The sequence below is a fragment of the Pseudomonas allokribbensis genome (assembly GCF_014863605.1).
In the GTDB taxonomy this organism is placed as follows: domain Bacteria; phylum Pseudomonadota; class Gammaproteobacteria; order Pseudomonadales; family Pseudomonadaceae; genus Aquipseudomonas; species Aquipseudomonas allokribbensis.
In genome coordinates this window covers 4,781,057-4,802,816 of record NZ_CP062252.1, presented here as the reverse complement: position 1 = coordinate 4,802,816, position 21,760 = coordinate 4,781,057, and the positions used below count along the sequence as shown (strand labels likewise).

Below are 21,760 nucleotides of genomic sequence, written 5' to 3'. Positions count from 1 at the left end.
GGATATGCAGGAAGACGCCCCAAAAACCGCCAAGGACGCCGCGCCGACCGGCACCCAGACTCTGCTTCGCGGGTTGGGTGTGGTGCAGGCCGTCGCCAGTGGCGCCCGCGATCTCAAAGAGATCGCCCGCCTGATCGGCACCACGCGCAGCACCACTCATCGTCTGGCCAGTTGCCTGGTGGACGAGCGTTACCTGCGCGTCGTGCCGCAAGTCGGTTATCTGCTGGGGCCGAAGCTGATCGAACTCGGTTTTCAGGCGCGCGAAGAGTTGCCGCTGGTGACCCTGGCCGGACCGTATCTGGACGAGTTGTCGGCACTGACTGGCGATACCGTTCACCTGGGGATTCGCGAAGGCGACGAGGTGCTTTACCTGCTGAAGAATCCGGGGCGCAACGGCCCGGAAATGCGCTCGCGGGTCGGCCATCGCATGCCGCTGGCGCGCACCGGGATCGGCAAGGCGCTGATGCTGGATGACGCGCCGCAGGATTGGCAGCGTCTGTACGACATCAGCCTGCCGGCAGGTGGGAAAAATCAGTTCTGGCCACAGCATCCCCAGCAGTCGTGGGAGCAGTTGGAGCAGCGGATGATCGAGTACGTGGCCGGCGGCTACGCGTTCGATCTGGAAGACAACGAACCGTCGATCCGTTGCGTGGCGGCGCCGATCCGCGACGCGAGCAAGCGCATCGTCGCGGCGATCAGCATCGCCAGCACCGTGCCGTATATGCCGCTGGAGAAAATGGCCGAGCTGATTCCCCTGATCAAAGGGGTCACAACCCGGCTTTCGGCGGAGCTTGGCCTGAAGGTTTAAAGCTTCAGGGTCGCCATGTCGATCACGAAACGGTACTTCACATCACCGGCGATCATGCGGGCGTAGGCCTCGTTGATCTGGCGGATGTCGAGCATTTCGATGTCGCAAGTGATGTTGTGCTCGGCGCAGAAATCCAGCACTTCCTGGGTTTCGGCGACGCCACCGATCAACGAGCCGGCCAATACACGACGACCCAGTACCAGCTTCGCGGCGTGAACCGGCGGGTCGATCGGTTCGATCAGACCCACCAGAATGTGCACGCCGTCGAAGCGCAGAGTGTCGAGGTACGGGTTGAGATCGTGCTGCACCGGAATGGTGTCGAGCAGGAAATCGAAGCGACCGGCCGCGGCTTTCATTTGCTCTTCGTCGGTGGAGACGATCACATGATCGGCGCCCTGACGACGACCTTCCTCGGCCTTGCTCGCCGAACGGGTGAACAGTGTGACTTCAGCGCCCATGGCCTTGGCGAACTTGATGCCCATGTGACCAAGGCCGCCCATGCCGAGAATCCCGACCTTGTCGCCGGCCTTCACGCCGTAGTGCTTGAGCGGCGAGTAAGTGGTGATGCCGGCGCAGAGAATCGGAGCCGCCGCTGCCAGATCCAGCTTCTCGGGGATGCGCACCACGAAGTGTTCGCTGACCACGATGCTGTCCGAATAGCCGCCCATGGTGTTGCTGCCATCGACCCGGTCGGGTGTGGCATAGGTCATGGTCGGGCCTTCGAGGCAATATTGCTCGAGGTTCGACTGGCAGGCTTCGCAGGTGCGGCAAGAGTCGACCATGCAGCCGACACCGACCAGATCTCCTACTTTGTGTTTGGTGACGTTCGCACCGACAGCGGTGACTTTTCCGACGATCTCGTGGCCGGGCATCAACGGGTAAACGGCAATACCCCATTCGTTGCGCGCCTGGTGGATGTCGGAGTGGCAGACGCCGCAGTACAGAATCTCGATGGCGACATCGTCGGCCCGAGGGCTGCGGCGTTCGAATTTCATCGGGGCGAGGGGGGTGGTGGCCGTTTGAGCGGCATAGCCGATGGCGGTGTACATGTGAAACCTCGCAAAAGCAGTGACAAGTGAGGCGGCGCATTCTGGGCGCCGTCCGGTCGTCCGGCCATGGCGATTCCTCCGGGTGTCATGCCTAATCCTCCGGCATGCGGGGTTGATCGGTCGCATTGGCAAAAGGATCTGCGATGATGCTTTTATCCCTTTTTCCGTGATTTTTTCTGAAGAGCCACTCGATGCAATTGACCCGTCACCTTGATGCCAACGCCACGCTTGTTTCGCTGATCGAACCGCTGGCGCTGCGCGATGGTTACAGCCCGACCGGGCTGCCGGGCGTGCAGGTATTGCGCGCCAGTTGTGACGTTGCCCGTGGTCCGCACATTTATGAGCCGAGCCTGATGATCATCGCCCAGGGCAGTAAACTGGCGTATCTGGGGCCGCGCACCATGGAATACGGTGCCGGGCATTACTTGATCCAGGCGTTGCCGGTGCCGTTCGAGTGCGAAACCTATGCGTTGCCGGACGCGCCGTTGCTCGGCGTATCGGTGGCGATCGACCGGGTGTTGCTCGGTGAGCTGGTGCTGGCCATGGGGCTGGCGCCGGGGCGACATATTCCGGCGCAGACACCTGAGTCGATGACCTCGGTGGTGCTCGACGATGACATGCGCGGCTGCGTCGAACGCTTGCTGCGCTGTCTGCACGATCCGCTGGAGTGCCAGATTCTCGGGCCTGCGCGGGTGCGGGAGTTGTTGTTCGTCGCGTTGCGCGGTCCACAGGCTGATGTATTGCGGGCGCTGGTGGAGCAGCAGGGGCAGTTTGCCCGGGTGGCGGCTTCGATCAGCCATTTGCATTCGCACTACACCGAACTGTTGAACGTCGAGACATTGGCCAGTTGCGCGAACATGAGCGTTTCGACCTTTCACGAACACTTCAAACGCAGCACGTTGCTGTCGCCGGTGCAGTATCTGAAGCGTTTGCGTTTGTTGAAGGCGCAGACGTTGTTGATCGCCGAGGGGCTGGGCGTCGCGCAGGTGGCGCATCGGGTGGGGTATCAGAGCACGTCGCAGTTCAGTCGCGAGTACAAACGCTATTTCGAACGCAGCCCGGGGGATGAGCGCGCGGCTTGATTCCCGGCAAATCGCGGGCAACAAAAAGGCCCCCATAAAGGGAGCCTTGATGTTCAGCGGGTCGACTTACATGTTCGGGTAGGTCGGGCCGCCGGCGCCTTCCGGCGTCACCCAGGTGATGTTCTGCGAAGGGTCCTTGATGTCACAGGTCTTGCAGTGCACGCAGTTCTGGGCGTTGATCTGGAAGCGTTTCTCGCCGTCTTCCTTGGTGATCACTTCATATACGCCGGCCGGGCAGTAACGCTGCGCCGGTTCGTCGTACATCGGCAGGTTGCGGCTCAACGGGATGGTCGGGTCGGTCAGTTTCAGGTGGCACGGCTGTTCTTCTTCATGGTTGGTACCGGAGATGAACACCGAGCTCAGCTTGTCGAAGCTGATCTTGCCGTCGGGTTTCGGGTAGTCGATCTTCTTGCAGTCGGCCGCGAGCTTGAGGCAGGCGTAGTCCGGCTTGGTGTCGTGCAGGGTGAACGGCAGTTTGCCGCCGAAGATGTTCTGATCCAGCCAGTTGAAACCGCCGCCGACGATGGCGCCGAACTTGTGGATCGCCGGGCCGAAGTTGCGGCTGGCGAACAGTTCTTCGTAGAGCCAGCTCTTCTTGAAGGCGTCGACGTAGGTGGTCAGCTCTTCGGTGCCGTCCTTGTCAGCGAACAGTGCGTCGGCCACGGATTCAGCGGCGAGCATGCCGGACTTCATCGCGGTGTGGCTGCCCTTGATCTTGGCGAAGTTCAGGGTACCGAGGTCGCAACCGATCAGCGCGCCGCCCTTGAAGACCATTTTCGGCAGCGAGTTCAGGCCGCCCTTGCAGATGGCGCGGGCGCCGTAGCTGATGCGCTTGCCGCCTTCCAGATACTGCTTGAGCACCGGGTGATGCTTGAGGCGCTGGAATTCGTCGAACGGCGACAGGTAGGTGTTGCTGTAGGACAGATCGACGATCAGGCCGACCACCACCTGGTTGTTTTCCAGGTGATAGAGGAAGGAGCCGCCGGTGTTCTCGGTGCCCATGATGTCCATCGGCCAACCGGCGGTGTGCACCACCAGGCCTGGCTGGTGTTTGGCCGGGTCGATTTCCCAGATTTCCTTCAAGCCGATGCCGTAGTGCTGGGCATCGGCATCGCTGTCGAGGTTGTAGCGCTTGATCAGTTGCTTGCCGATGTGGCCACGGCAACCTTCGGCGAACAGCGTGTATTTGCCACGCAGTTCCATGCCCGGGGTGTACAGGCCTTCTTTCGGATGGCCTTCGCGGTCGACGCCGAGGTCACCGGTGATGATCCCGCGCACGATGCCGTTTTCATCGATCAGTGCTTCCTGAGCGGCGAAGCCCGGGTAGATTTCCACGCCCAGGTTCTCGGCCTGCTGAGCGAGCCAGCGGCACAGGTTGCCGAGGGAAATAATGTAGTTGCCTTCGTTGTGCATGGTCTTGGGCACAAAGAAGTCAGGGATTTTCTGCGCGCTTTCGGCGTTTTTCAGCACGAAAATGTCATCGCGGGTGACTGGCGTGTTCAGCGGGGCGCCGAGTTCTTTCCAGTCAGGGAACAGTTCGTTCAGGGCCCGTGGTTCGAATACGGCACCGGAAAGGATGTGTGCGCCGACTTCGGAGCCTTTTTCGACCACGCAGACGCTGATTTCCTTACCGGCTTCGGCGGCCTTCTGCTTCAGACGGCAGGCGGCGGACAGGCCAGCGGGGCCGGCACCGACGATGACCACGTCGAATTCCATGTATTCGCGTTCCACAGGCTATCTCCTACTCAAGGCTCAACAGTTTTTTTTCTAATTTGGAGGTTCGGTGTCGTATCCGTTATTGCCTTTACGTTAACGTCAAGGCTAATAATGGGCAAACCACCTTTCTCTCTAGGCGGCGCATTATATCTACACCACTCTTAGCGTCCAATACAAACGTTTGTTTGAATCGGCTCCAGCCCAGAGAAATCAAAGAAGCGCGGCTTATGACAGGGCATTTTGGCGTATTGACCAGAATGGGCGTTCCGGTCAAGATACGGGCGGTTTTGCGCTCGCCGTAGGCTGAATGGTGGTTTCAAGAGCACCTCTAAAGACTGGGCGTAGGCGGTAACCGGTGATGCGCAGCGCAGGTTCGGCGCGCAGTTTACACACCGCGAAGCGGCATGACTCGTTGGTCACGACTGACGAACGGTCATCCCGCTCAGCCGGCGTTTTTAGAGGTGCCCTTGTGCCCGATGAGCATCAACCGCCAGGTTCGCCTAGGCGACTTTCTTTTCACCGGAGAGTAACGAGGAATCCATGAAGGTTCTTGTAGCTGTCAAACGCGTTGTGGATTACAACGTCAAGGTTCGCGTCAAGGCGGACAATTCCGGCGTAGACCTCGCCAACGTCAAGATGTCGATGAACCCATTCTGCGAAATCGCAGTGGAAGAAGCCGTACGCCTGAAAGAGAAAGGCGTTGCGACTGAAATCGTCGTCGTCTCCATCGGCCCGTCCACCGCTCAGGAACAGCTGCGTACCGCACTGGCTCTGGGTGCCGACCGCGCCATCCTCGTCGAATCCGCTGAAGACCTGACCTCCCTGGCCGTGGCCAAGCTGCTCAAGGCCGTGGTCGACAAGGAACAGCCTCAGCTGGTGATCCTGGGCAAACAGGCCATCGACAGCGACAACAACCAGACCGGCCAGATGCTCGCAGCACTGAGCGGCTACGGTCAGGGCACTTTTGCCTCGAAAGTCGAAGTTTCCGGCGACAGCGTTGCCGTGACCCGCGAAATCGACGGCGGCGCGCAGACCGTTTCCCTGAAACTGCCAGCGATCGTCACCACCGACCTGCGTTTGAACGAGCCGCGCTACGCGTCCCTGCCAAACATCATGAAAGCCAAGAAGAAGCCTCTCGAAGTGCTGACTCCGGACGCTTTGGGCGTTTCCACCGCCTCCACCAACAAGACCCTGAAAGTCGAAGCGCCGGCTGCACGCAGCGCGGGCATCAAGGTCAAGTCGGTGGCTGAACTGGTCGAGAAACTGAAAAACGAAGCGAAGGTAATCTAAATGACTATCTTGGTTATTGCTGAACACGACAACAAAGTGCTGGCCCCGGCCACTCTGAACACCGTTGCTGCCGCTGCCAAAATCGGTGGCGACATCCACGTTCTGGTCGCAGGCCAGGGCGCTGGCGCCGTGGCTGAAGCCGCCGCGAAAATCGCAGGCGTGAGCAAAGTCCTGAACGCTGACAATGCTGCCTACGCGCATCAGCTGCCGGAAAACGTTGCTCCGCTGGTCGCCGAACTGGGCAAGGGCTACAGCCACATCCTGGCTGCCGCCACCTCCAACGGTAAAAACATCCTGCCGCGCGTTGCCGCCCAGTTGGACGTTGACCAGATCTCCGAGATCATCTCGGTAGAAAGCGCTGACACCTTCAAGCGTCCGATCTACGCCGGTAACGCCATCGCTACCGTGCAATCGACCGCTGCGATCAAAGTGATCACCGTGCGTGCCACCGGTTTCGACCCGGTTGCTGCTGAAGGTGGTTCGGCTGCCGTTGAAGCGGTTGCCGCTGCTCACAACGCCGGTACTTCCAGCTTCGTCAGTGAAGAGCTTGCGAAATCTGATCGTCCTGAGCTGACCGCTGCCAAGATCGTCGTTTCCGGCGGCCGCGGCATGCAGAACGGCGACAACTTCAAACACCTGTACGCGCTGGCCGACAAGCTGGGCGCTGCCGTGGGTGCTTCCCGCGCCGCGGTCGACGCAGGTTTCGTACCGAACGACATGCAGGTCGGTCAGACCGGCAAGATCGTTGCGCCTCAGCTGTACATCGCCGTCGGTATCTCCGGCGCGATCCAGCACCTGGCCGGCATGAAAGACTCCAAAGTGATCGTTGCGATCAACAAGGACGAAGAAGCGCCGATCTTCCAGGTGGCCGATTACGGCCTGGTGGCGGATCTGTTCGAAGCCGTACCTGAGCTGGAGAAGCTGGTCTAATCCGGCGGCTTCACTTATAAAGAGCCCGGCCTATTGGTCGGGCTTTTTTTTGTCTCGGATTTGAGTGGGAGCGTTTCGCCATGGATCTGCATCGCCGGTTGGGCTTCTCGTTATTGCTGTGTTCCAGCCTGTTGCCGGGGTTGTCCATGGCAGCGGGCAAATGCGAGCGACTGGTCGTCACCGGCAGCCCGGATGCACCGCCGTATCTCTGGCAGGATCCGCAGAATCCCAAACAGTTGATCGGTGCCAGTGCCGACCTGTTGCAGCAAGTGGCGAAGGATCTGGGCATCAAGGTCGAATTGCTTTATGCCGGTAAACGCTCACAGGCCCTCGACGAAGTGCGCAGCGGGCGCATGGACATGCTGGCCGACGCGCCGATGACCTTCAACGAGCTGGAAAACCTCGACTACATCCATCCGCCGCTGCTGGAAAACGACTATCTGGTGTGGACCCGCAAAGGCTCGACCCTGGTCTACAGCGAAGCGAAGGATCTCCAGGGCCATCAAGGAGGATTGTCGGAAAAGTCTCGAATGACCCAGGCATTTGGCACTTTTGCCGAGCAGCATTTGACCCTGACCCGTACGGCAAACCTCACTCAGGCCCTGCAGAAACTGCTGCTGGGCGAAGTGGAATATGTACTCGCCGGCCGTTACTCGGGGATGGCGGCCGCGCAGGCCCTGGGCATGGCCAATGATCTGCTGGCCTTCGAGCAACCGATTGACCGGCCGGGTCTGTTCCTCGCGCTTTCCCACAACTCGGCTTGCAACGATCCGTGGTTGCGCGGACAGCTGGCCAAAAAGATGACAGAATTGCCCGCGTCCGGCCTGACGGAAGCCGCGCTGCAACGCAACATCGAGCGCTGGAAGGCGCAGCAGCAACAGCCGCCGCAACCACCTGTCAGCGCCCCAAAACAGTAGGGATTCTTAGTGAGTAATCGAGTTCTTTTCACGGCCCTGGCCGTTCTGGCCCTGGCCGGTTGCGCCAGCGATCCGGCACCCAATGAACAAATGCGCCTGACCGAACAGGCGCTGGAGCAGGCCAAGGCCGTCGGCGCCACCGCCGACGAAGTGCCGGAAATGAAACTGGCAGAAGACAAGTTCAACCGGGCCAAAGGCAGCATGGCCGGTGAATCCTTCAAGAACGCGCGGATGCGCGCCGAACAGGCCGAACTGGATGCACGCCTGGCCGAAGCCAAGGTGCTGACCCAGAAGAGCGAAGAGCAACTGAACGTGCTCAATACCCGCATCGTCCGTCTGCGCAAGCAACTGGGGGATGCCCAATGAGCCTGACTTCAAAAGCCTTCGGCACTCTGATCCTCGTGGGTTGCGCCAGCCTTTATGGCTGCGCCGGCCAACACAGCGAAACCGCCTTGCAGGAAGCCAGCGCTGACTTCCAGAAGGTCAAGGAAGATTCCAATGTGCTGCGTATCGCGCCGAAAGACGTGATTCGTGCCGGTGAATCCCTGGCCCGCGCCGATCGTCTCTCCACTTACTGGGGAAGTGGCTCGGACGTGGCGCATTACTCCTATCTGAGCCAGCGTTACAGCCAGATCGCTCGCGAGCACACCAACCTGGTGCTCAACGAAGAGCGCGCGGCGAAGCTGGAGCTGGAGCGCCAACGCCTGCAACTGGCACTGCGCGAGTCCAAACTGTTGAGCGTGCAGCAGCAGGGCAAATGGCTGGAAGAGCAGATCGTTGCTCTCGCCACCACCCAGACCGACCGTGGTCTGGTGATGACCCTGGGTGACGTGCTGTTCGACACCGGCGAAGCCGAGCTGAAGAATTCGGCGAATCGCGTGGTCTTGAAGATTGTGCAGTTCCTGCAACTCAATCCGAAACGCGTGGTGCGTATCGAGGGTTACACCGACAGCACCGGCGGCAAGCAGGACAACCTCAAACTGTCCCGCGACCGCGCACAGTCGGTTGCCGATGTGCTGACGGACCTGGGTATCGACGAAAAACGCATTCAGGTCGAAGGCTACGGCGACGAATACCCGGTGGACGCCAACGCTTCCGAGCGTGGGCGTGCGCAGAACCGTCGCGTGGAAATCGTGTTCTCCGACGAAAAAGGCCAGCTCGGCGCCGCCCGCTGAGGGTGGCGTTACTGGAAAGCCCGGCCTGTCATGCAGCGCCGGGCTTTTTTACGTCTGTCGATTACCTCACAAAGCAGTACAGATTTATCCGACACTGCACTGTATGGTTGACTAATATGGCAACTGTCCCAGTACACTTCCAGACTGTTCCGGTATTGTTCACACAAAAATAAAACGCCCGTGATATCGAGTGCTGCGTCATGACCAATCTCTTGCTCTACCAACGTATTGCTCAACAACTGGCCGAAGACATCCGCCGCGGCGTCTATCAGCCGGGCGAGCGCGTGCCCTCGGTGCGCAAGATGAGTTCGCAGCTCAACGTCAGCCATGCCACGGTGTTGCAGGCTTACGCCAACCTCGAGGATCAGGGGCTGATCCGTGCACGGCCGCAGTCTGGCTACTACGTGCACCAGACCCCGGCACTGACCGCACCGACCCCGGACATTGCCCGGGTCGAACGACCTGGCCTGGTCACCCGCGCGAGCATCATTCAGCAAGTGTTGGTCGAGTCGCGCCGCGAAGGCGTGTTCCCGCTGGGTGCAGCGGTGCCCAGTGTTGATTATTTGCCGGTGCGCGCACTGCATCAGCAATTAGCCAAGGTCACCCGATTCCATAGCCCGCGCGCCTTCAGCTACATGTTCAGCCCCGGTTTCGAGCCGTTGCGCCGACAAGTGGCGATCCGCATGCGCGACGCCGGTGTGGTGGTCGACCCGTCGGAAGTGGTGATCACCCACGGTTGTGTCGATGCACTGCAGATGTCGTTGCGGGTGCTGACGCGCCCGGGCGATCTGATCGCCGCCGAATCACCGACCTATTACGGATTGCTGCAACTGGCCGACCTGCTGGGCCTGAAAGTCATCGAAATTCCCAGCGACCCGGCCACCGGCATGAGTCTGGAAGCCCTGCAACTGGCGGCCAACCAATGGTCGATCAAAGCGCTGGTGCTGACGACCCGGCTGAGTAACCCGCTGGGTGGCACCATGCCCGAAGAGCGGCAAAAACAATTGCTGCGCCTGGCCTCGGACTTCGATATCCAGATCGTCGAAGACGACATCTATGGCGAATTGATGTTCGAGCAAGGTCGCACCAAGGCGCTCAAGGCCTACGACCGGCTGGATCGGGTCATTTACTGTTCGAGTTTTTCCAAGACCTTGTCACCCGGTGTGCGCGTCGGCTGGATGATTGCCGGCAAGTATCAACAGGAAATCCAGCGTCTGCAGACCTTCACCACGCATTCGGCTTGCAGCGTCACGCAAATGGCGATCGCCGCTTATCTGGAAAATGGCGGTTATGACCGGCATTTGCGGTACATCCGCCAGGAATACCGAAAAAACCTCAGCGCATTCCAGCTGGCGGTGCAGCAGTACTTCCCCGAAGGCACACAAATGACCCGGCCCACGGGCGGTTTCATCCTGTGGGTGAGCCTGCCGGGGCGGGTCAACACGCAGGAATTGCATGTCCGCGCATTACAGCAGGGCATCAGTATCGCGCCGGGGCTGATTTTCAGTAATACCGAGCAGTTCAACCACTGTATCCGGCTGAACTGCGGCACGCCGTGGAATCGCGAAGCGGAACGGGCGCTGATGACGCTTGGTCTGCTGGCGACTCAACTGTGTCAGGAAATGGCCGGCGGTTTCTGAACAGACCGCGCGGCGCGCTTGTCATGTGGCGTTCAACAAGCGAGCATATGGCCCTCTGCCGTTAGCGTTGTAGGTTCCATGAAAGCGATTTTTCCTGCTGCCTGGGTTTTGCTTTGTCTGTTGATGATCGGTCACGCGCCAGCTGTCATGGCCGCTGCCGTTTCGGAAAAACCGACAGCAGCGTCCACGGTGAAAAAGCCGGTTGCCAGCAAGAAAGCCGCTCCTGCTAAAGAAAAGCAGCAGAAAGCCGCTCCCGCCAAGAAACGTGCACCGATCGCTTCCAAGTCGAAATCCGCCAGTGAAGTGGCCAAGACGCCATTACCCCCGGCCAGACTCGACTTGAGCCTGCCCAAGGACATGGTTCAGCAGTTGAAACCGGTTGGCACCGTGCCGCTGCCCAAGCGCGAAGCGATCCTGCCGCAGATGTTTGGCGAGAAGAACAGCGGCTTCCAGCTCAACGGTCGTTTGCTGAGCAACGAAATGCAGTTGCAGCTGCGCAATGAAGAGCGCCGCGAAGTCGAAGGCGCTGCGCTGGATTTCGAATTCAAGCAGTAAATTCAATCGATCCGTGACCCGCAGACCAGACGCTTTGTCGGAGACTGGTCAGTCACTTTCGTTTCTGCGTAAAAACCCCGGTTCAGGGAATTTAAAACAGCCGTTTTAGCGGTTACCCTGTTCCGCGTCCCTTTAACACATTGCCCGTCGCGAGGAACTCGTCGTCATGAACTGCCGTGAAGGTTGTGGCGCCTGTTGCATTGCCCCTTCCATCAGCTCGCCGATTCCGGGCATGCCCGATGGCAAACCTGCCGGCGAACGTTGCGTTCAGCTCTCGGTCGAAAACCTGTGCAGCATTTTCGGCCAACCGGAACGTCCAGCGGTCTGTTCAGGGTTCAAGGCCGATGTCGAAGTCTGCGGAAGCAGTCAGGAAGACGCGATCAGACTGCTCGGCTGGTGGGAGCAGATGACGGCGGCGTGATGTGTCAAACGAACGGAACTTCAACAATAAGGAATAAGACTATGGGTTCGCTGCATCGTATCGCTGTGTTGTGTGGTTTGACTGCCGTGCTGGCCACTTCGGCTGCCCAGGCTGAAGACTGGAAAGTGGCCAAGAACGAAGATGGCATCAAGGTCTCCCTGAGCGAAGTGCCGGGTTCGGACTACAAGTCTTATCAGGGCGTGACCTTGATGAAGACCACCGTCGCCAAACTGCGCGCATTGCAGGAAGACGTCTCCGGTGCCTGTGCCTGGATTCACGAGTGCAAGACCCAGAAACTGCTCAAGCACGAAGGCGACCAGAGCTGGACCTACACCCAGTTCAACACGCCGTGGCCAGTGACCCCGCGCGACTCGATCCTGCACGTCACCACCGTTGAAGGCGCCGATGGCAGCCTGACCCGCAACCTCGAAGGCCTGCCGAAGTACCTGCCGGAAGAAAAAGGCTTTGTCCGCGTAGCTCAGGTCAAAGGCTTCTGGAAGTTCGTGCCAAAAGGCGATCAGGTCGAAGTGACCTATCAGGTCCACACCGAGCCAGGTGGCAGCGTGCCGTCGATGATTGCCAACAAGTTTGTGGTCGACGCACCGTTCAATACCTTGAAAGCCCTGAAAGAGCGCGCCGAGAAGTAAGTATCGCGTTCCTCTGCAAACGCCCCGAAGAACTCGGGGCGTTTTGTTTTGTAGGTTTATTGTGTTTCCGGATATGCGTTGAACGAAATTTTCACAAAGTCTTCAAGACAATTCGCCCGCGCTGTTTGCAGCTGTCCGGGTATGCCGTGCCTTTAATGAAAGAGTCCGGCAGCGGGGCAGTAATCAATGGCAATGCCGCCGGTGATCGTGCAACATTTGCGCACCGCGCAAGCCCCGGGGCCTGGAATGGCCAACAGAGGGCAGGGCGCAGCTGTATTTTTGCAACTTCAACTTCCAATGGGTCCTAAAACGACATGGCAAACCCGGACGCCCTGAATCAGCAGCGATCTTCCAGTCGCCTGCTGCAACCGACCGTCAAATCGCATCTGGCCTACACGCTTTTGTGCGCACTGGTCATGATGGTGATGTTTTCCGTGCTGCGCCTCGCGCTGCTGGTCTACAACCGCGAGATGATCCTCGACACCCCGGCTTCGACGTTCCTCGAAGCCTTCGCCAACGGCCTGCGTTTCGACCTGCGCCTGGTGGTCTACCTCTGCGTTCCGATGGTGCTGGCGCTGTTCAGTGCCCGGGCGATGGCCGCACGCGGGTTCTTCCGTCTATGGCTGACGGTGACCTCCAGCATCGCGCTGTTCCTCGGCCTGATGGAAATGGACTTCTACCGCGAGTTCCACCAGCGCCTCAACGGCCTGGTGTTCCAGTACGTGAAGGAAGACCCGAAAACCGTGATGAGCATGCTCTGGTACGGTTTCCCGGTGGTGCGCTACCTGCTGGCCTGGGCCGTGGGCACTGTGATCCTGACGCTGGCGTTCAAGGGCGCCGACCGTCTGACCCGTCCGCGTGGCCCGTTCAGTGGCGGCAACGTCGGCACTCGTCAGGTAGCGCCATGGTATGCGCGTCTGGCGGTGTTCGTGGTGTGCCTGCTGATCTGTGTGGTCGCCGTGCGTGGCACCCTGCGTCAAGGCCCGCCGCTGCGTTGGGGTGACGTGTACACCACCGAATCGAACTTCGCCAACCAGCTCGGCCTCAATGGCACCCTGTCGCTGATCGCGGCCGCCAAGGACCGCATGGGCGAAGACCGCAACAACATCTGGAAAGCCACGCTCCCGCAGGATCAGGCGCAGAAAGTCGTGCGCGAGATGCTGGTCATGCCGGACGACAAACTGGTCGATGCCGACATCGCCGCCGTGCGTCGTGACTACACGCCGCCAGCCGACAAGACCCTGCCGATCAAGAACGTTGTCGTGATCCTCATGGAAAGCATGGCCGGTCACTCGGTGGGCGCTCTTGGTGCACCGGGCAATATCACGCCGTACCTCGACAAACTGTCGAAGGAAGGCCTGCTGTTCGACCGTTTCTTCTCCAACGGCACCCACACCCACCAGGGTATGTTCGCCACCATGGCCTGCTTCCCGAACCTGCCGGGTTTCGAATACCTGATGCAGACCCCGGAAGGCAGCCACAAACTGTCCGGCCTGCCGCAGCTGCTCAGCGCGCGCAAGTATGACGACGTCTATGTCTACAACGGCGACTTCGCCTGGGACAACCAGTCCGGTTTCTTCAGCAACCAGGGCATGACCAACTTCGTTGGCCGCAATGACTTCGTCAACCCGGTGTTCTCCGATCCGACCTGGGGCGTGTCCGACCAGGACATGTTCGACCGTGGTCTGGTGGAGCTCAAGGCACGTGAAAACGGCAAGCCGTTCTACGCGCTGCTGCAGACCCTGTCCAACCACACGCCTTACGCCTTGCCGACGCCATTGCCGGTCGAGCGCGTGACGGATCGTGGCACGCTCAACGAGCACCTGACCGCCATGCGTTATGCGGACTGGGCACTGGGCCAGTTCTTTGAAAAGGCCCGCAAGGAGCCTTACTTCAAGGAAACCCTGTTTGTCATCGTCGGCGACCATGGCTTTGGCAACGAGCGTCAGATCACCGAAATGGACCTGGGCCGCTTCAACGTGCCGATGCTGATGATCGCACCGGGCATCCAGGAGAAATTCGGTACTCGTGACCACACCGTGGGTACGCAGATCGACATCGTGCCGACCATCATGGGTCGCCTGGGTGGCGAAGTGCGTCATCAGTGCTGGGGCCGTGACCTGCTCAACCTGCCCGCAGGCGACACCGGTTTCGGTGTGATCAAGCCGTCGGGCAGCGAGCAGACCACCGCCATCGTCACCGCTGACCAGATCCTGGTACTGCCGAAAGAGAAGGAAATGGCGCCGAAGATCTACCAGTACCAACTGGGTGCGAATCCTTCCGCCGAAATCATTCCGGACGCACCGCGCACCGCCGAGTTGAAACTCAAACTCGAAGCGTTCCTGCAGACGGCCACCAAGAGCCTGCTCGACAACACCGCCGGTGTGATTAACGGCAAGCCGGACTGATCATCTGGCGCAATAAAAAGAGGCCCTTTTCAGGGCCTCTTTTTTTGTCGGTCAAAACGTCATATGCGGCCGAGCAACAGCAGCACCAACAGTACAACCAGCACCACACCGATAATGCCCGAAGGACCGTAACCCCAACTTCTGGAGTGTGGGAAGACCGGCAGACCACCGATCAGCAACAGGATCAGGATAATGATAAGAATTGTGCCCATGTCGATTTCCTTGTTGATAGTGTCTGGGAAGTCTTGGTGTTCAAGGGCGGCTGGAAGTTGAACTAAATCCAGTCGGCTTACAAATTCCGACTGGCGCGCGTGAAAGAAAATTCAATGTTTTTTCAGTGTATTTGGTTCACGGTCTTATTTCGTTTGATGCCACGGTTTGCTCCCGCCATTCAGCAATCTGATGGAGCGTGGGTCGCTCCGGATCCTTCGCTACACTCCGCGCATCTTCCCCGGAACAACAAGGCTGTTTGCTATGCAAAATCGCATGATGATCACTGGCGCGGGCTCCGGCCTGGGTCGCGAAATCGCGCTGCGCTGGGCGCGTGAAGGCTGGCAGCTGGCCTTGTCGGACGTCAGCGAGCCCGGCCTGCAGGAAACCCTCAAACTCGTCCGCGAGGCTGGCGGCGACGGCTTCATCCAGCGTTGCGACGTGCGCGATTACAGCCAGCTCACCGCGTTCGCCCAGGCCTGTGAAGTGAAATTCGGCGGCATCGACATCATCGTCAACAACGCGGGCGTGGCCTCGGGTGGGTTCTTCAGCGAGTTGTCGCTGGAGGACTGGGACTGGCAGATCGCGATCAACCTGATGGGCGTGGTCAAGGGTTGCAAGGCGTTCCTGCCGCTGCTGGAGCAAAGCAAAGGCAAGATCATCAACATCGCCTCGATGGCGGCACTGATGCAAGGCCCGGCGATGAGCAACTACAACGTGGCCAAGGCCGGTGTGGTGGCGTTGTCTGAAAGCCTGCTGATCGAACTGGCCCAACAGGAAGTCGGTGTCCACGTGGTGTGCCCGTCGTTCTTCCAGACCAATCTGCTGGACTCCTTCCGTGGCCCGACGCCGGCGATGAAAGCGCAGGTCGGCAAGTTGCTGGAAAGTTCGCCGATCACTGCCACCGATATTGCCGACTACATCTACAAACAGGTCGCCGCCGGCGAGTTCATGATCCTGCCCCACGAACAAGGCCGCATGGCCTGGGCGGTCAAGCAGAAGAACCCGCAGTTGCTCTACAACGAAATGACCGCGATGGCCGAAAAGATGCGCGCCAAGGCCAAACAGAACAACGGCTGAACTTGCGCCGCCAAAGCCCCGTCGTTAGGGTGACCGCCACAGTCACCCTGACGAGTCATCTGCATGCTCAACTACTTGTGGTTTTTCCTCGCCGCGCTGTTCGAAATCGCCGGTTGTTTCGCATTCTGGATGTGGTTGCGCCAGGGCAAGAGCGCCCTGTGGGTGATCCCGGCGCTGCTCAGCCTGACCTTGTTTGCACTGTTGTTGACGCGCGTTGAAGCGACCTATGCGGGTCGCGCCTACGCCGCTTACGGCGGCATCTACATCATTGCGTCGATTGGCTGGCTGGCGGTGGTCGAGCGCATTCGTCCGCTGGGGTCGGACTGGATCGGTGTCGCCTTGTGCGTGATCGGTGCCAGCGTGATTCTGTTCGGGCCACGGTTTTCGGCGACCTGAAACACCGGCTTGAAGGAAACGTCTGAAGGCCAAAGCACCCGGGCGCGTAGGGTTTGACTGATTTGCCCGCAGCGCATTGTAGGGCGCTCGAAAGCCGCGCATCTTCAAGGCTCGAAAACCTTGAAGGACAACCCTCATGCTTGTACTCAGCCGTGTTGTCGGTGAACTGATTTCCATCGGCGACAACATCACTTTGCGCGTTCTGGCGGTCAACGGCTCCAGCGTGCGGTTCGGCGTCGAGGCGCCAAAGCAGGTCAACGTGCACCGTGCCGAAGTCTATGAGCGGATCCAGCGCAAACAGGCCAACGGCAAGGGCCACTGACTGTTTCAGTCGAACAGGTGCTTGGGCACGTCGTGCTTGAGCATCAACTGGCACTGCTCGCTGTCCGGATCGAAGACGATCAGCGCCTGACCTTTGGTCAGGGCCTGGCGAACCCGCAATACGCGGGTTTCCAGTGGGGTGTCGTCACCGTTGTCGGTGCCGTCGCGAGTGACGAAGTCCTCGATCAGGCGGGTGAGGGTGTCGACTTCGAGCGCGTCGTAGGGGATCAGCATGGGCACCTCGGCTAAATCAATGTCGGGATGCTACGGCGAATGACCGCCGAGGGCCAGACTCAACTGTCCGAGCGTTGCCCCACCAGGCTGTCCACCGAGGGTACCCGGGTGTCGCTTTCCATCTGCGTCTCGTGCTCGATCTGGTGACTGAAGCGATCCAGTGACGCGTTGGCCGGTTGCGCATCGCTGGCGAACACCGGCGGACTCAGGATGTACGCCCCCAGCAGACGACTCAGCGCGGCGAGGCTGTCGATGTGCGTGCGTTCGTAGCCGTGGGTCGCATCGCAACCAAAGGCGAGCAGGGCGGTACGAATGTCGTGGCCGGCGGTTACGGCCGAATGGGCGTCGCTGAAGTAATAGCGAAACAGGTCGCGGCGCACCGGCAACTCATGCTCACCGGCCAGACGCAGCAGGTGTCGCGACAAGTGATAGTCGTAAGGCCCGCCGGAATCCTGCATCGCCACGCTGACTGCGTGTTCGCTGGAATGCTGGCCGGGCGCGACCGGCGCGATATCGATCCCGACAAATTCGCTGACGTCCCACGGCAAGGCCGCCGCCGCGCCGCTGCCGGTTTCCTCGGTGATGGTGAACAGCGGATGGCAATCGATCATCAACTCCTGACCGCTGTCGACGATGGCTTTCAGCGCTGCGAGCAGTGCGGCGACCCCAGCCTTGTCGTCCAGATGTCGGGCGCTGATATGGCCGCTTTCGGTGAACTCCGGCAGTGGATCGAACGCCACCACATCGCCAACACTGATGCCCAGCGAATCGCAATCGGCGCGGGTCGCGCAGTAGGCGTCCAGGCGCAGTTCGACGTGATCCCAACTGATCGGCATTTCGTCGACGGCGGTGTTGAAGGCGTGCCCGGAAGCCATCAGCGGCAACACGCTGCCTCGAATCACGCCGTTGTCGGTGAACAGGCTGACGCGGCTGCCTTCGGCGAAACGGCTCGACCAGCAACCGACCGGCGCCAGGGTCAGGCGCCCGTTGTCTTTCACCGCGCGCACGGCGGCACCGATGGTGTCCAGGTGCGCTGACACTGCACGGTCGGGGCTGTTTTTTTTGCCCTTGAGCGTGGCGCGGATGGTGCCGCGACGGGTCATTTCGAAGGGGATGCCGAGCTCTTCCAGCCGCTCGGCGACATAACGCACGATGGTGTCGGTGAACCCGGTAGGGCTGGGAATGGCGAGCATCTCCAGCAGGACTTTTTGCAGGTAGTTCAGATCCGGTTCGGGAATGTGGGTGGTCATGGAAACTCCTGTTGCGGGGCGTCATTCCCGCGTTCGACACGGGAATGACGCTGAAGAGAGATCAAACGGCCGGCTGACTGTGCGGAAACAGCAAATCGACAAACCGCTCGGCCGTCGGCTGCGGTTCATGGTTGGCCAGGCCCGCCCGTTCGTTGGCTTCGATGAACACGTACTCCGGCTGATCGGCGGCGGGCACCATCAGGTCGAGCCCGACCATCGGAATGTCCAGTGCTCGCGCCGCACGCACCGCGGCATCGACCAGGGTCGGATGCAGAATCGCCGTGACGTCTTCCAGGGTGCCGCCGGTGTGAAGGTTCGCCGTACGCCGCACGAACAGATGCTCGCCGGCCGGCAGGATGCTGCTGTAGTCGTAACCTGCCGCGTGCAAGGTGCGTTGGGTTTCGTGGTCCAGCGGGATTTTGCTTTCGCCGCCGGTGGCCGCTTGCCGGCGTCGGCTCTGGGCTTCGATCAGCGCGCCGATGGAGTGATGGCCGTCGCCGACCACTTCGGCCGGTCGGCGGATCGCCGCGGCAACCACGTCGAAACCGATTACCAGAATCCGCAGGTCGAGGCCTTCGTGGAAGCTTTCGAGCAACACGCGGCTGTCAAATTGCTTCGCCGTTTCGATGGCTTGCTGCACCTCTTCGATGCTTTGCAGATCCACCGCCACGCCTTGGCCTTGCTCGCCATCCAGCGGTTTGACCACCACCCGCTGATGCTCGTCGAGAAACGCCAGATTGTCGTCCGCATTCGCTGTCAGTTGCTGTGCCGGTACATTCAACCCGGCGCTTTTCAGCACTTTATGGGTCAGGCTCTTGTCCTGGCACAGATTCATGCTGATGGCGCTGGTCAGGTCGCTCAGCGACTCGCGGCAACGCACCCGGCGACCGCCATGGCTGAGGGTGAACAGCCCGGCATCGGCATCGTCCACTTGCACATCGATGCCACGCCGATGGGCTTCCTCGACAATGATCCGTGCATAGGGATTGAACGCGGCCTCCGGCCCCGGCCCGAGGAACAGTGGCTGGTTGATGCCGTTCTTGCGCTTGATCGCAAAGGTCGAGAGGTTGCGAAAACCGAGCTTCGCATAGAGGTTTTTCGCCTGGCGGTTATCGTGCAGCACCGACAGGTCGAGGTAACTCAGACCCCGACTCATGAAGTGCTCGATCAGATGCCGCACCAGCACTTCACCGACACCGGGGCGCGAACACTGCGGATCGACCGCCAGGCACCACAGGCTGCTGCCGTTTTCCGGGTCGTTGTAAGCCTTCTGATGATTGAGGCCCATGACGCTGCCGATTACCGCGCCGCTGTCCTCGTCCTCGGCCAGCCAATACACCGGGCCGCCCTGATGATGCGGAGTGAGCAGGGTGGCATCGATCGGCAGCATGCCGCGTGCCTGATACAGCTGATTAATCGATTCCCAGTCCTCTTCGCTTTGCGCACGACGGATGCGGAAGCCGCGAAACACCCGTGTTGCCTGACGGTAATCGCTGAACCACAGGCGCAACGTGTCGGACGGATCGAGAAACAGTTGAGTCGGCTCCAGGCCGAGAACCTGCTGCGGCGCGGCCACGTACAGCGCAATATCGCGTTCGCCCGGCTGCTCGTTGAGCAACTCTTGGGCGAGGCTGGCCGGGTCGGGAAAGGTGTGGCCGATCAGCAAGCGGCCCCAGCCGCAATGCACGGCGATCGGCTCGGCGCTCGGTTGGTTGCCATCTTCGGCCAGCCGCGCCTGCAAGCGTTCGTAGGACGGTGTCTGACCGCGCAGCAGCCGCTGGCTGTAAGCCGTGGCGTGAGGTTTCATCGATCAGATTCCTTGTTCGCTGAGCCACAGGTTCAGGGCCGCCAGTTGCCACAGCTTGGAGCCGCGCAGCGGGGTCAACTGGCCTTGTGGATCGGTCAGCAATTTGTCGAGCATGGCGGGGTTGAACAGGCCGCGATCCTGGGCCGGATCCAGCAGCAGTTCGCGTACCCAGTTCAGGGTGTCGCCTTGCAGATGCTTGAGGCCCGGTACCGGGAAATAGCCTTTCTTGCGGTCGATCACTTCGCTCGGAATCACCAGTCGCGCGGCTTCTTTCAATACCTGCTTGCCGCCGTCGGGCAGTTTGAATTTGCCCGGAACACGGGCCGACAATTCCACCAGGCGATAGTCGAGAAACGGCGTGCGCGCTTCCAGGCCCCAGGCCATGGTCATGTTGTCGACGCGTTTGACCGGGTCGTCCACCAGCATCACCGTGCTGTCCAGACGCAGGGCCTTGTCGACCGTCGCATCGGCGCCGGGCTGTGCGAAATGTTCCTTCACGAAGTCGCCGGCAGTGTCATTCGCTGTCAGCCATTTAGGCTGCACCGTGGCGGCGTAATCGTCGTAGCTGCGGTCGAAAAACGCCTCGCGGTAGGCCGCATACGGATCGGCCGCGCCGTCCACCTGCGGATACCAGTGATAACCGGCGAACAATTCGTCGGCGCCCTGGCCGCTCTGTACCACTTTGCAATGCTTGGCCACTTCGCGGGACAGCAGATAGAAGGCGATGCAGTCGTGGCTGACCATCGGCTCGCTCATGGCTCGGAAGGCGGCGGGCAGTTGCTCGATGATTTCCTTTTCGTCGATGCGCAGTTGATGGTGCTGGGTGCCGTAGTGTCTGGCGATCAAATCCGAATATTGAAATTCATCACCGCGTTCGCCGCCGGCATCCTGGAAACCGATGGAAAAGGTCGACAGGTTTTCCACGCCGACTTCGCGCAACAGGCCGACCAGCATGCTCGAATCGACACCGCCGGAAAGCAATACGCCGACATCCACCGCCGCCCGTTGGCGGATCGCCACGGCTTCGCGGGTGCTGTCGAGCACGCGCTCGCGCCAGTCTTCCAGGGTCAGATTTTTCTCGTCGTCGCGTGGGCCGTATGGCAGCGTCCACCAGGTTTTCTGCTCGGTGGTGCCGTCCGCTTCAATGCGCATCCAGCTTGCTGGCGGCAGCTTTTCGATGCCGGCCAGCAAGGTGCGCGGCGCTGGCACCACAGCGTGAAAATTCAGGTAATGGTTGAGTGCCACCGGATCGAGTATCGGGTTGATGTCACCGCCCTTGAGCAGCGCCGGCAGGGCCGAGGCAAAGCGCAGGCGCTGGCCGGTGCGCGACAGGTACAGAGGTTTGACGCCGAGGCGGTCGCGGGCGATGAACAGGCGCTGGGCATCGCGCTCCCAGATGGCGAAGGCGAACATGCCGTTGAGTTTCGGCAGCAGCGCTTCGCCCCAGGCGTGATAGCCCTTGAGCAGCACTTCGGTGTCGCCGCCGGAGTAGAACGCATAACCGAGCGCTTCGAGTTCGGCGCGCAGTTCCGGGAAGTTGTAGATCGCGCCATTGAAGGCCAGGGACAAGCCCAGTTGGCTGTCGATCATCGGCTGCGCCGAGCCGTCCGACAGGTCCATGATTTTCAGGCGTCGATGGCCCAGGGCAATCGGCCCCTGGGCATGGAACCCCCACGCATCAGGGCCGCGAGGGGCCAGGTGATGGGTGATTCGCTCGATGGCTGCAAGGTCTGCAGGTTGTTGATCAAAGCGTAACTCGCCAGCTAATCCGCACATAAAGTCCTTACCGGTTTTTCCGTTGGGGAGAGGGTGTCGCTGAACCGC

Annotated in this window: 22 protein-coding genes; 15 read left to right on the top strand and 7 right to left on the bottom strand. The window is 60.4% G+C overall.

Annotated elements, in window-relative coordinates:
- Positions 1-4 precede the first annotated feature (4 nt).
- Entirely contained in the window at positions 5-808 is an 804-nt protein-coding gene (locus tag IF199_RS21860) for an IclR family transcriptional regulator (protein ID WP_192558683.1), read from the top strand.
- Here IF199_RS21860 and IF199_RS21855 read toward each other — a convergent pair.
- Positions 805-1,857, bottom strand: coding sequence for an NAD(P)-dependent alcohol dehydrogenase (locus tag IF199_RS21855; RefSeq protein WP_096820986.1), 1,053 nt, complete (start codon positions 1,855-1,857; stop codon positions 805-807). The two genes, IF199_RS21860 and IF199_RS21855, sit on opposite strands and share 4 nt — an antisense overlap.
- A 191-nt stretch (positions 1,858-2,048) precedes the next feature.
- Between IF199_RS21855 and IF199_RS21850 the strand changes: the two genes are divergently transcribed.
- The gene (locus tag IF199_RS21850; protein ID WP_192558682.1) at positions 2,049-2,939 is read left to right on the top strand and encodes an AraC family transcriptional regulator; all 891 of its coding nucleotides are present in this window, start codon (positions 2,049-2,051) and stop codon (positions 2,937-2,939) included.
- A 66-nt stretch (positions 2,940-3,005) separates the two neighbouring features.
- On the opposite strand, the gene IF199_RS21845 is transcribed toward IF199_RS21850, so the two are convergent.
- Complete coding sequence (locus IF199_RS21845; RefSeq protein ID WP_096820988.1) at positions 3,006-4,670, bottom strand: electron transfer flavoprotein-ubiquinone oxidoreductase; 1,665 nt, start codon at positions 4,668-4,670, stop codon at positions 3,006-3,008.
- 525 nt (positions 4,671-5,195) lie between these two features.
- On the opposite strand from IF199_RS21845, the gene IF199_RS21840 reads away from it, so the two are divergent.
- The 10 genes from IF199_RS21840 (at position 5,196) to IF199_RS21795 (ending at position 14,638) form a co-directional block, all read left to right on the top strand.
- Entirely contained in the window at positions 5,196-5,945 is a 750-nt protein-coding gene (locus IF199_RS21840; RefSeq protein ID WP_003226982.1) for an electron transfer flavoprotein subunit beta/FixA family protein, read from the top strand.
- A complete protein-coding gene (locus IF199_RS21835) occupies positions 5,946-6,875 on the top strand; it encodes an electron transfer flavoprotein subunit alpha/FixB family protein (protein ID WP_085710904.1) in 930 nt (309 codons plus the stop codon).
- An 80-nt stretch (positions 6,876-6,955) separates the two neighbouring features.
- Positions 6,956-7,792 (top strand): substrate-binding periplasmic protein, encoded by an 837-nt coding sequence (locus IF199_RS21830; RefSeq protein ID WP_192558681.1) that lies wholly within the window; start codon positions 6,956-6,958, stop codon positions 7,790-7,792.
- A 9-nt stretch (positions 7,793-7,801) separates the two neighbouring features.
- Positions 7,802-8,158, top strand: coding sequence for a DUF4398 domain-containing protein (locus IF199_RS21825; RefSeq protein ID WP_096820990.1), 357 nt, complete (start codon positions 7,802-7,804; stop codon positions 8,156-8,158).
- Positions 8,155-8,967, top strand: coding sequence for an OmpA family protein (locus IF199_RS21820; RefSeq protein WP_192558680.1), 813 nt, complete (start codon positions 8,155-8,157; stop codon positions 8,965-8,967). Before IF199_RS21825 ends, IF199_RS21820 begins: the two co-directional genes overlap by 4 nt.
- Positions 8,968-9,167: 200 nt before the next feature.
- The gene (locus IF199_RS21815) at positions 9,168-10,607 is read left to right on the top strand and encodes an aminotransferase-like domain-containing protein (protein ID WP_096820992.1); all 1,440 of its coding nucleotides are present in this window, start codon (positions 9,168-9,170) and stop codon (positions 10,605-10,607) included.
- Positions 10,608-10,685: 78 nt separating this feature from the next.
- Positions 10,686-11,162, top strand: coding sequence for a translation initiation factor 2 (locus IF199_RS21810; protein WP_096820993.1), 477 nt, complete (start codon positions 10,686-10,688; stop codon positions 11,160-11,162).
- A 166-nt stretch (positions 11,163-11,328) separates the two neighbouring features.
- Positions 11,329-11,583 (top strand): YkgJ family cysteine cluster protein, encoded by a 255-nt coding sequence (locus IF199_RS21805; protein ID WP_102620504.1) that lies wholly within the window; start codon positions 11,329-11,331, stop codon positions 11,581-11,583.
- A 41-nt stretch (positions 11,584-11,624) separates the two neighbouring features.
- Positions 11,625-12,230, top strand: coding sequence for an START domain-containing protein (locus IF199_RS21800; RefSeq protein WP_085704686.1), 606 nt, complete (start codon positions 11,625-11,627; stop codon positions 12,228-12,230).
- Positions 12,231-12,544: 314 nt separating this feature from the next.
- Positions 12,545-14,638: an LTA synthase family protein gene (locus IF199_RS21795; protein ID WP_102620503.1), complete on the top strand. Its 2,094-nt coding sequence runs from the start codon at positions 12,545-12,547 to the stop codon at positions 14,636-14,638.
- Positions 14,639-14,697: 59 nt separating this feature from the next.
- Here the strand turns inward: IF199_RS21795 and IF199_RS21790 are convergent, their stop codons facing one another.
- Positions 14,698-14,856 carry a DUF3309 family protein gene (locus IF199_RS21790; RefSeq protein WP_169432680.1) on the bottom strand — a complete coding sequence of 53 codons (159 nt, stop codon included), beginning with the start codon at positions 14,854-14,856 and terminating at the stop codon, positions 14,698-14,700.
- Positions 14,857-15,112: 256 nt separating this feature from the next.
- Here IF199_RS21790 and IF199_RS21785 point away from each other — a divergent pair, with 256 nt between their 5' ends.
- From IF199_RS21785 to csrA, 3 genes are all read left to right on the top strand, one after another.
- Positions 15,113-15,928: an SDR family oxidoreductase gene (locus IF199_RS21785; RefSeq protein WP_192558679.1), complete on the top strand. Its 816-nt coding sequence runs from the start codon at positions 15,113-15,115 to the stop codon at positions 15,926-15,928.
- A gap of 63 nt (positions 15,929-15,991) precedes the next feature.
- A complete protein-coding gene (locus tag IF199_RS21780) occupies positions 15,992-16,324 on the top strand; it encodes a YnfA family protein (protein WP_085710895.1) in 333 nt (110 codons plus the stop codon).
- 136 nt (positions 16,325-16,460) lie between these two features.
- Positions 16,461-16,646 carry a carbon storage regulator CsrA gene (gene csrA, locus IF199_RS21775; RefSeq protein WP_102620500.1) on the top strand — a complete coding sequence of 62 codons (186 nt, stop codon included), beginning with the start codon at positions 16,461-16,463 and terminating at the stop codon, positions 16,644-16,646.
- Between the two features lie 5 nt (positions 16,647-16,651).
- Here the strand turns inward: csrA and IF199_RS21770 are convergent, their stop codons facing one another.
- The 4 genes from IF199_RS21770 to IF199_RS21755 form a co-directional block, all read right to left on the bottom strand.
- Entirely contained in the window at positions 16,652-16,879 is a 228-nt protein-coding gene (locus IF199_RS21770) for a YheU family protein (protein WP_003236706.1), read from the bottom strand.
- A gap of 59 nt (positions 16,880-16,938) precedes the next feature.
- A complete protein-coding gene (locus tag IF199_RS21765; protein WP_096820998.1) occupies positions 16,939-18,129 on the bottom strand; it encodes an osmoprotectant NAGGN system M42 family peptidase in 1,191 nt (396 codons plus the stop codon).
- A 61-nt stretch (positions 18,130-18,190) separates the two neighbouring features.
- Positions 18,191-19,936 carry an N-acetylglutaminylglutamine synthetase gene (ngg, locus tag IF199_RS21760; protein WP_192558678.1) on the bottom strand — a complete coding sequence of 582 codons (1,746 nt, stop codon included), beginning with the start codon at positions 19,934-19,936 and terminating at the stop codon, positions 18,191-18,193.
- A gap of 3 nt (positions 19,937-19,939) precedes the next feature.
- A complete protein-coding gene (locus IF199_RS21755) occupies positions 19,940-21,712 on the bottom strand; it encodes an N-acetylglutaminylglutamine amidotransferase (protein ID WP_192558677.1) in 1,773 nt (590 codons plus the stop codon).
- Positions 21,713-21,760 lie beyond the last annotated feature (48 nt).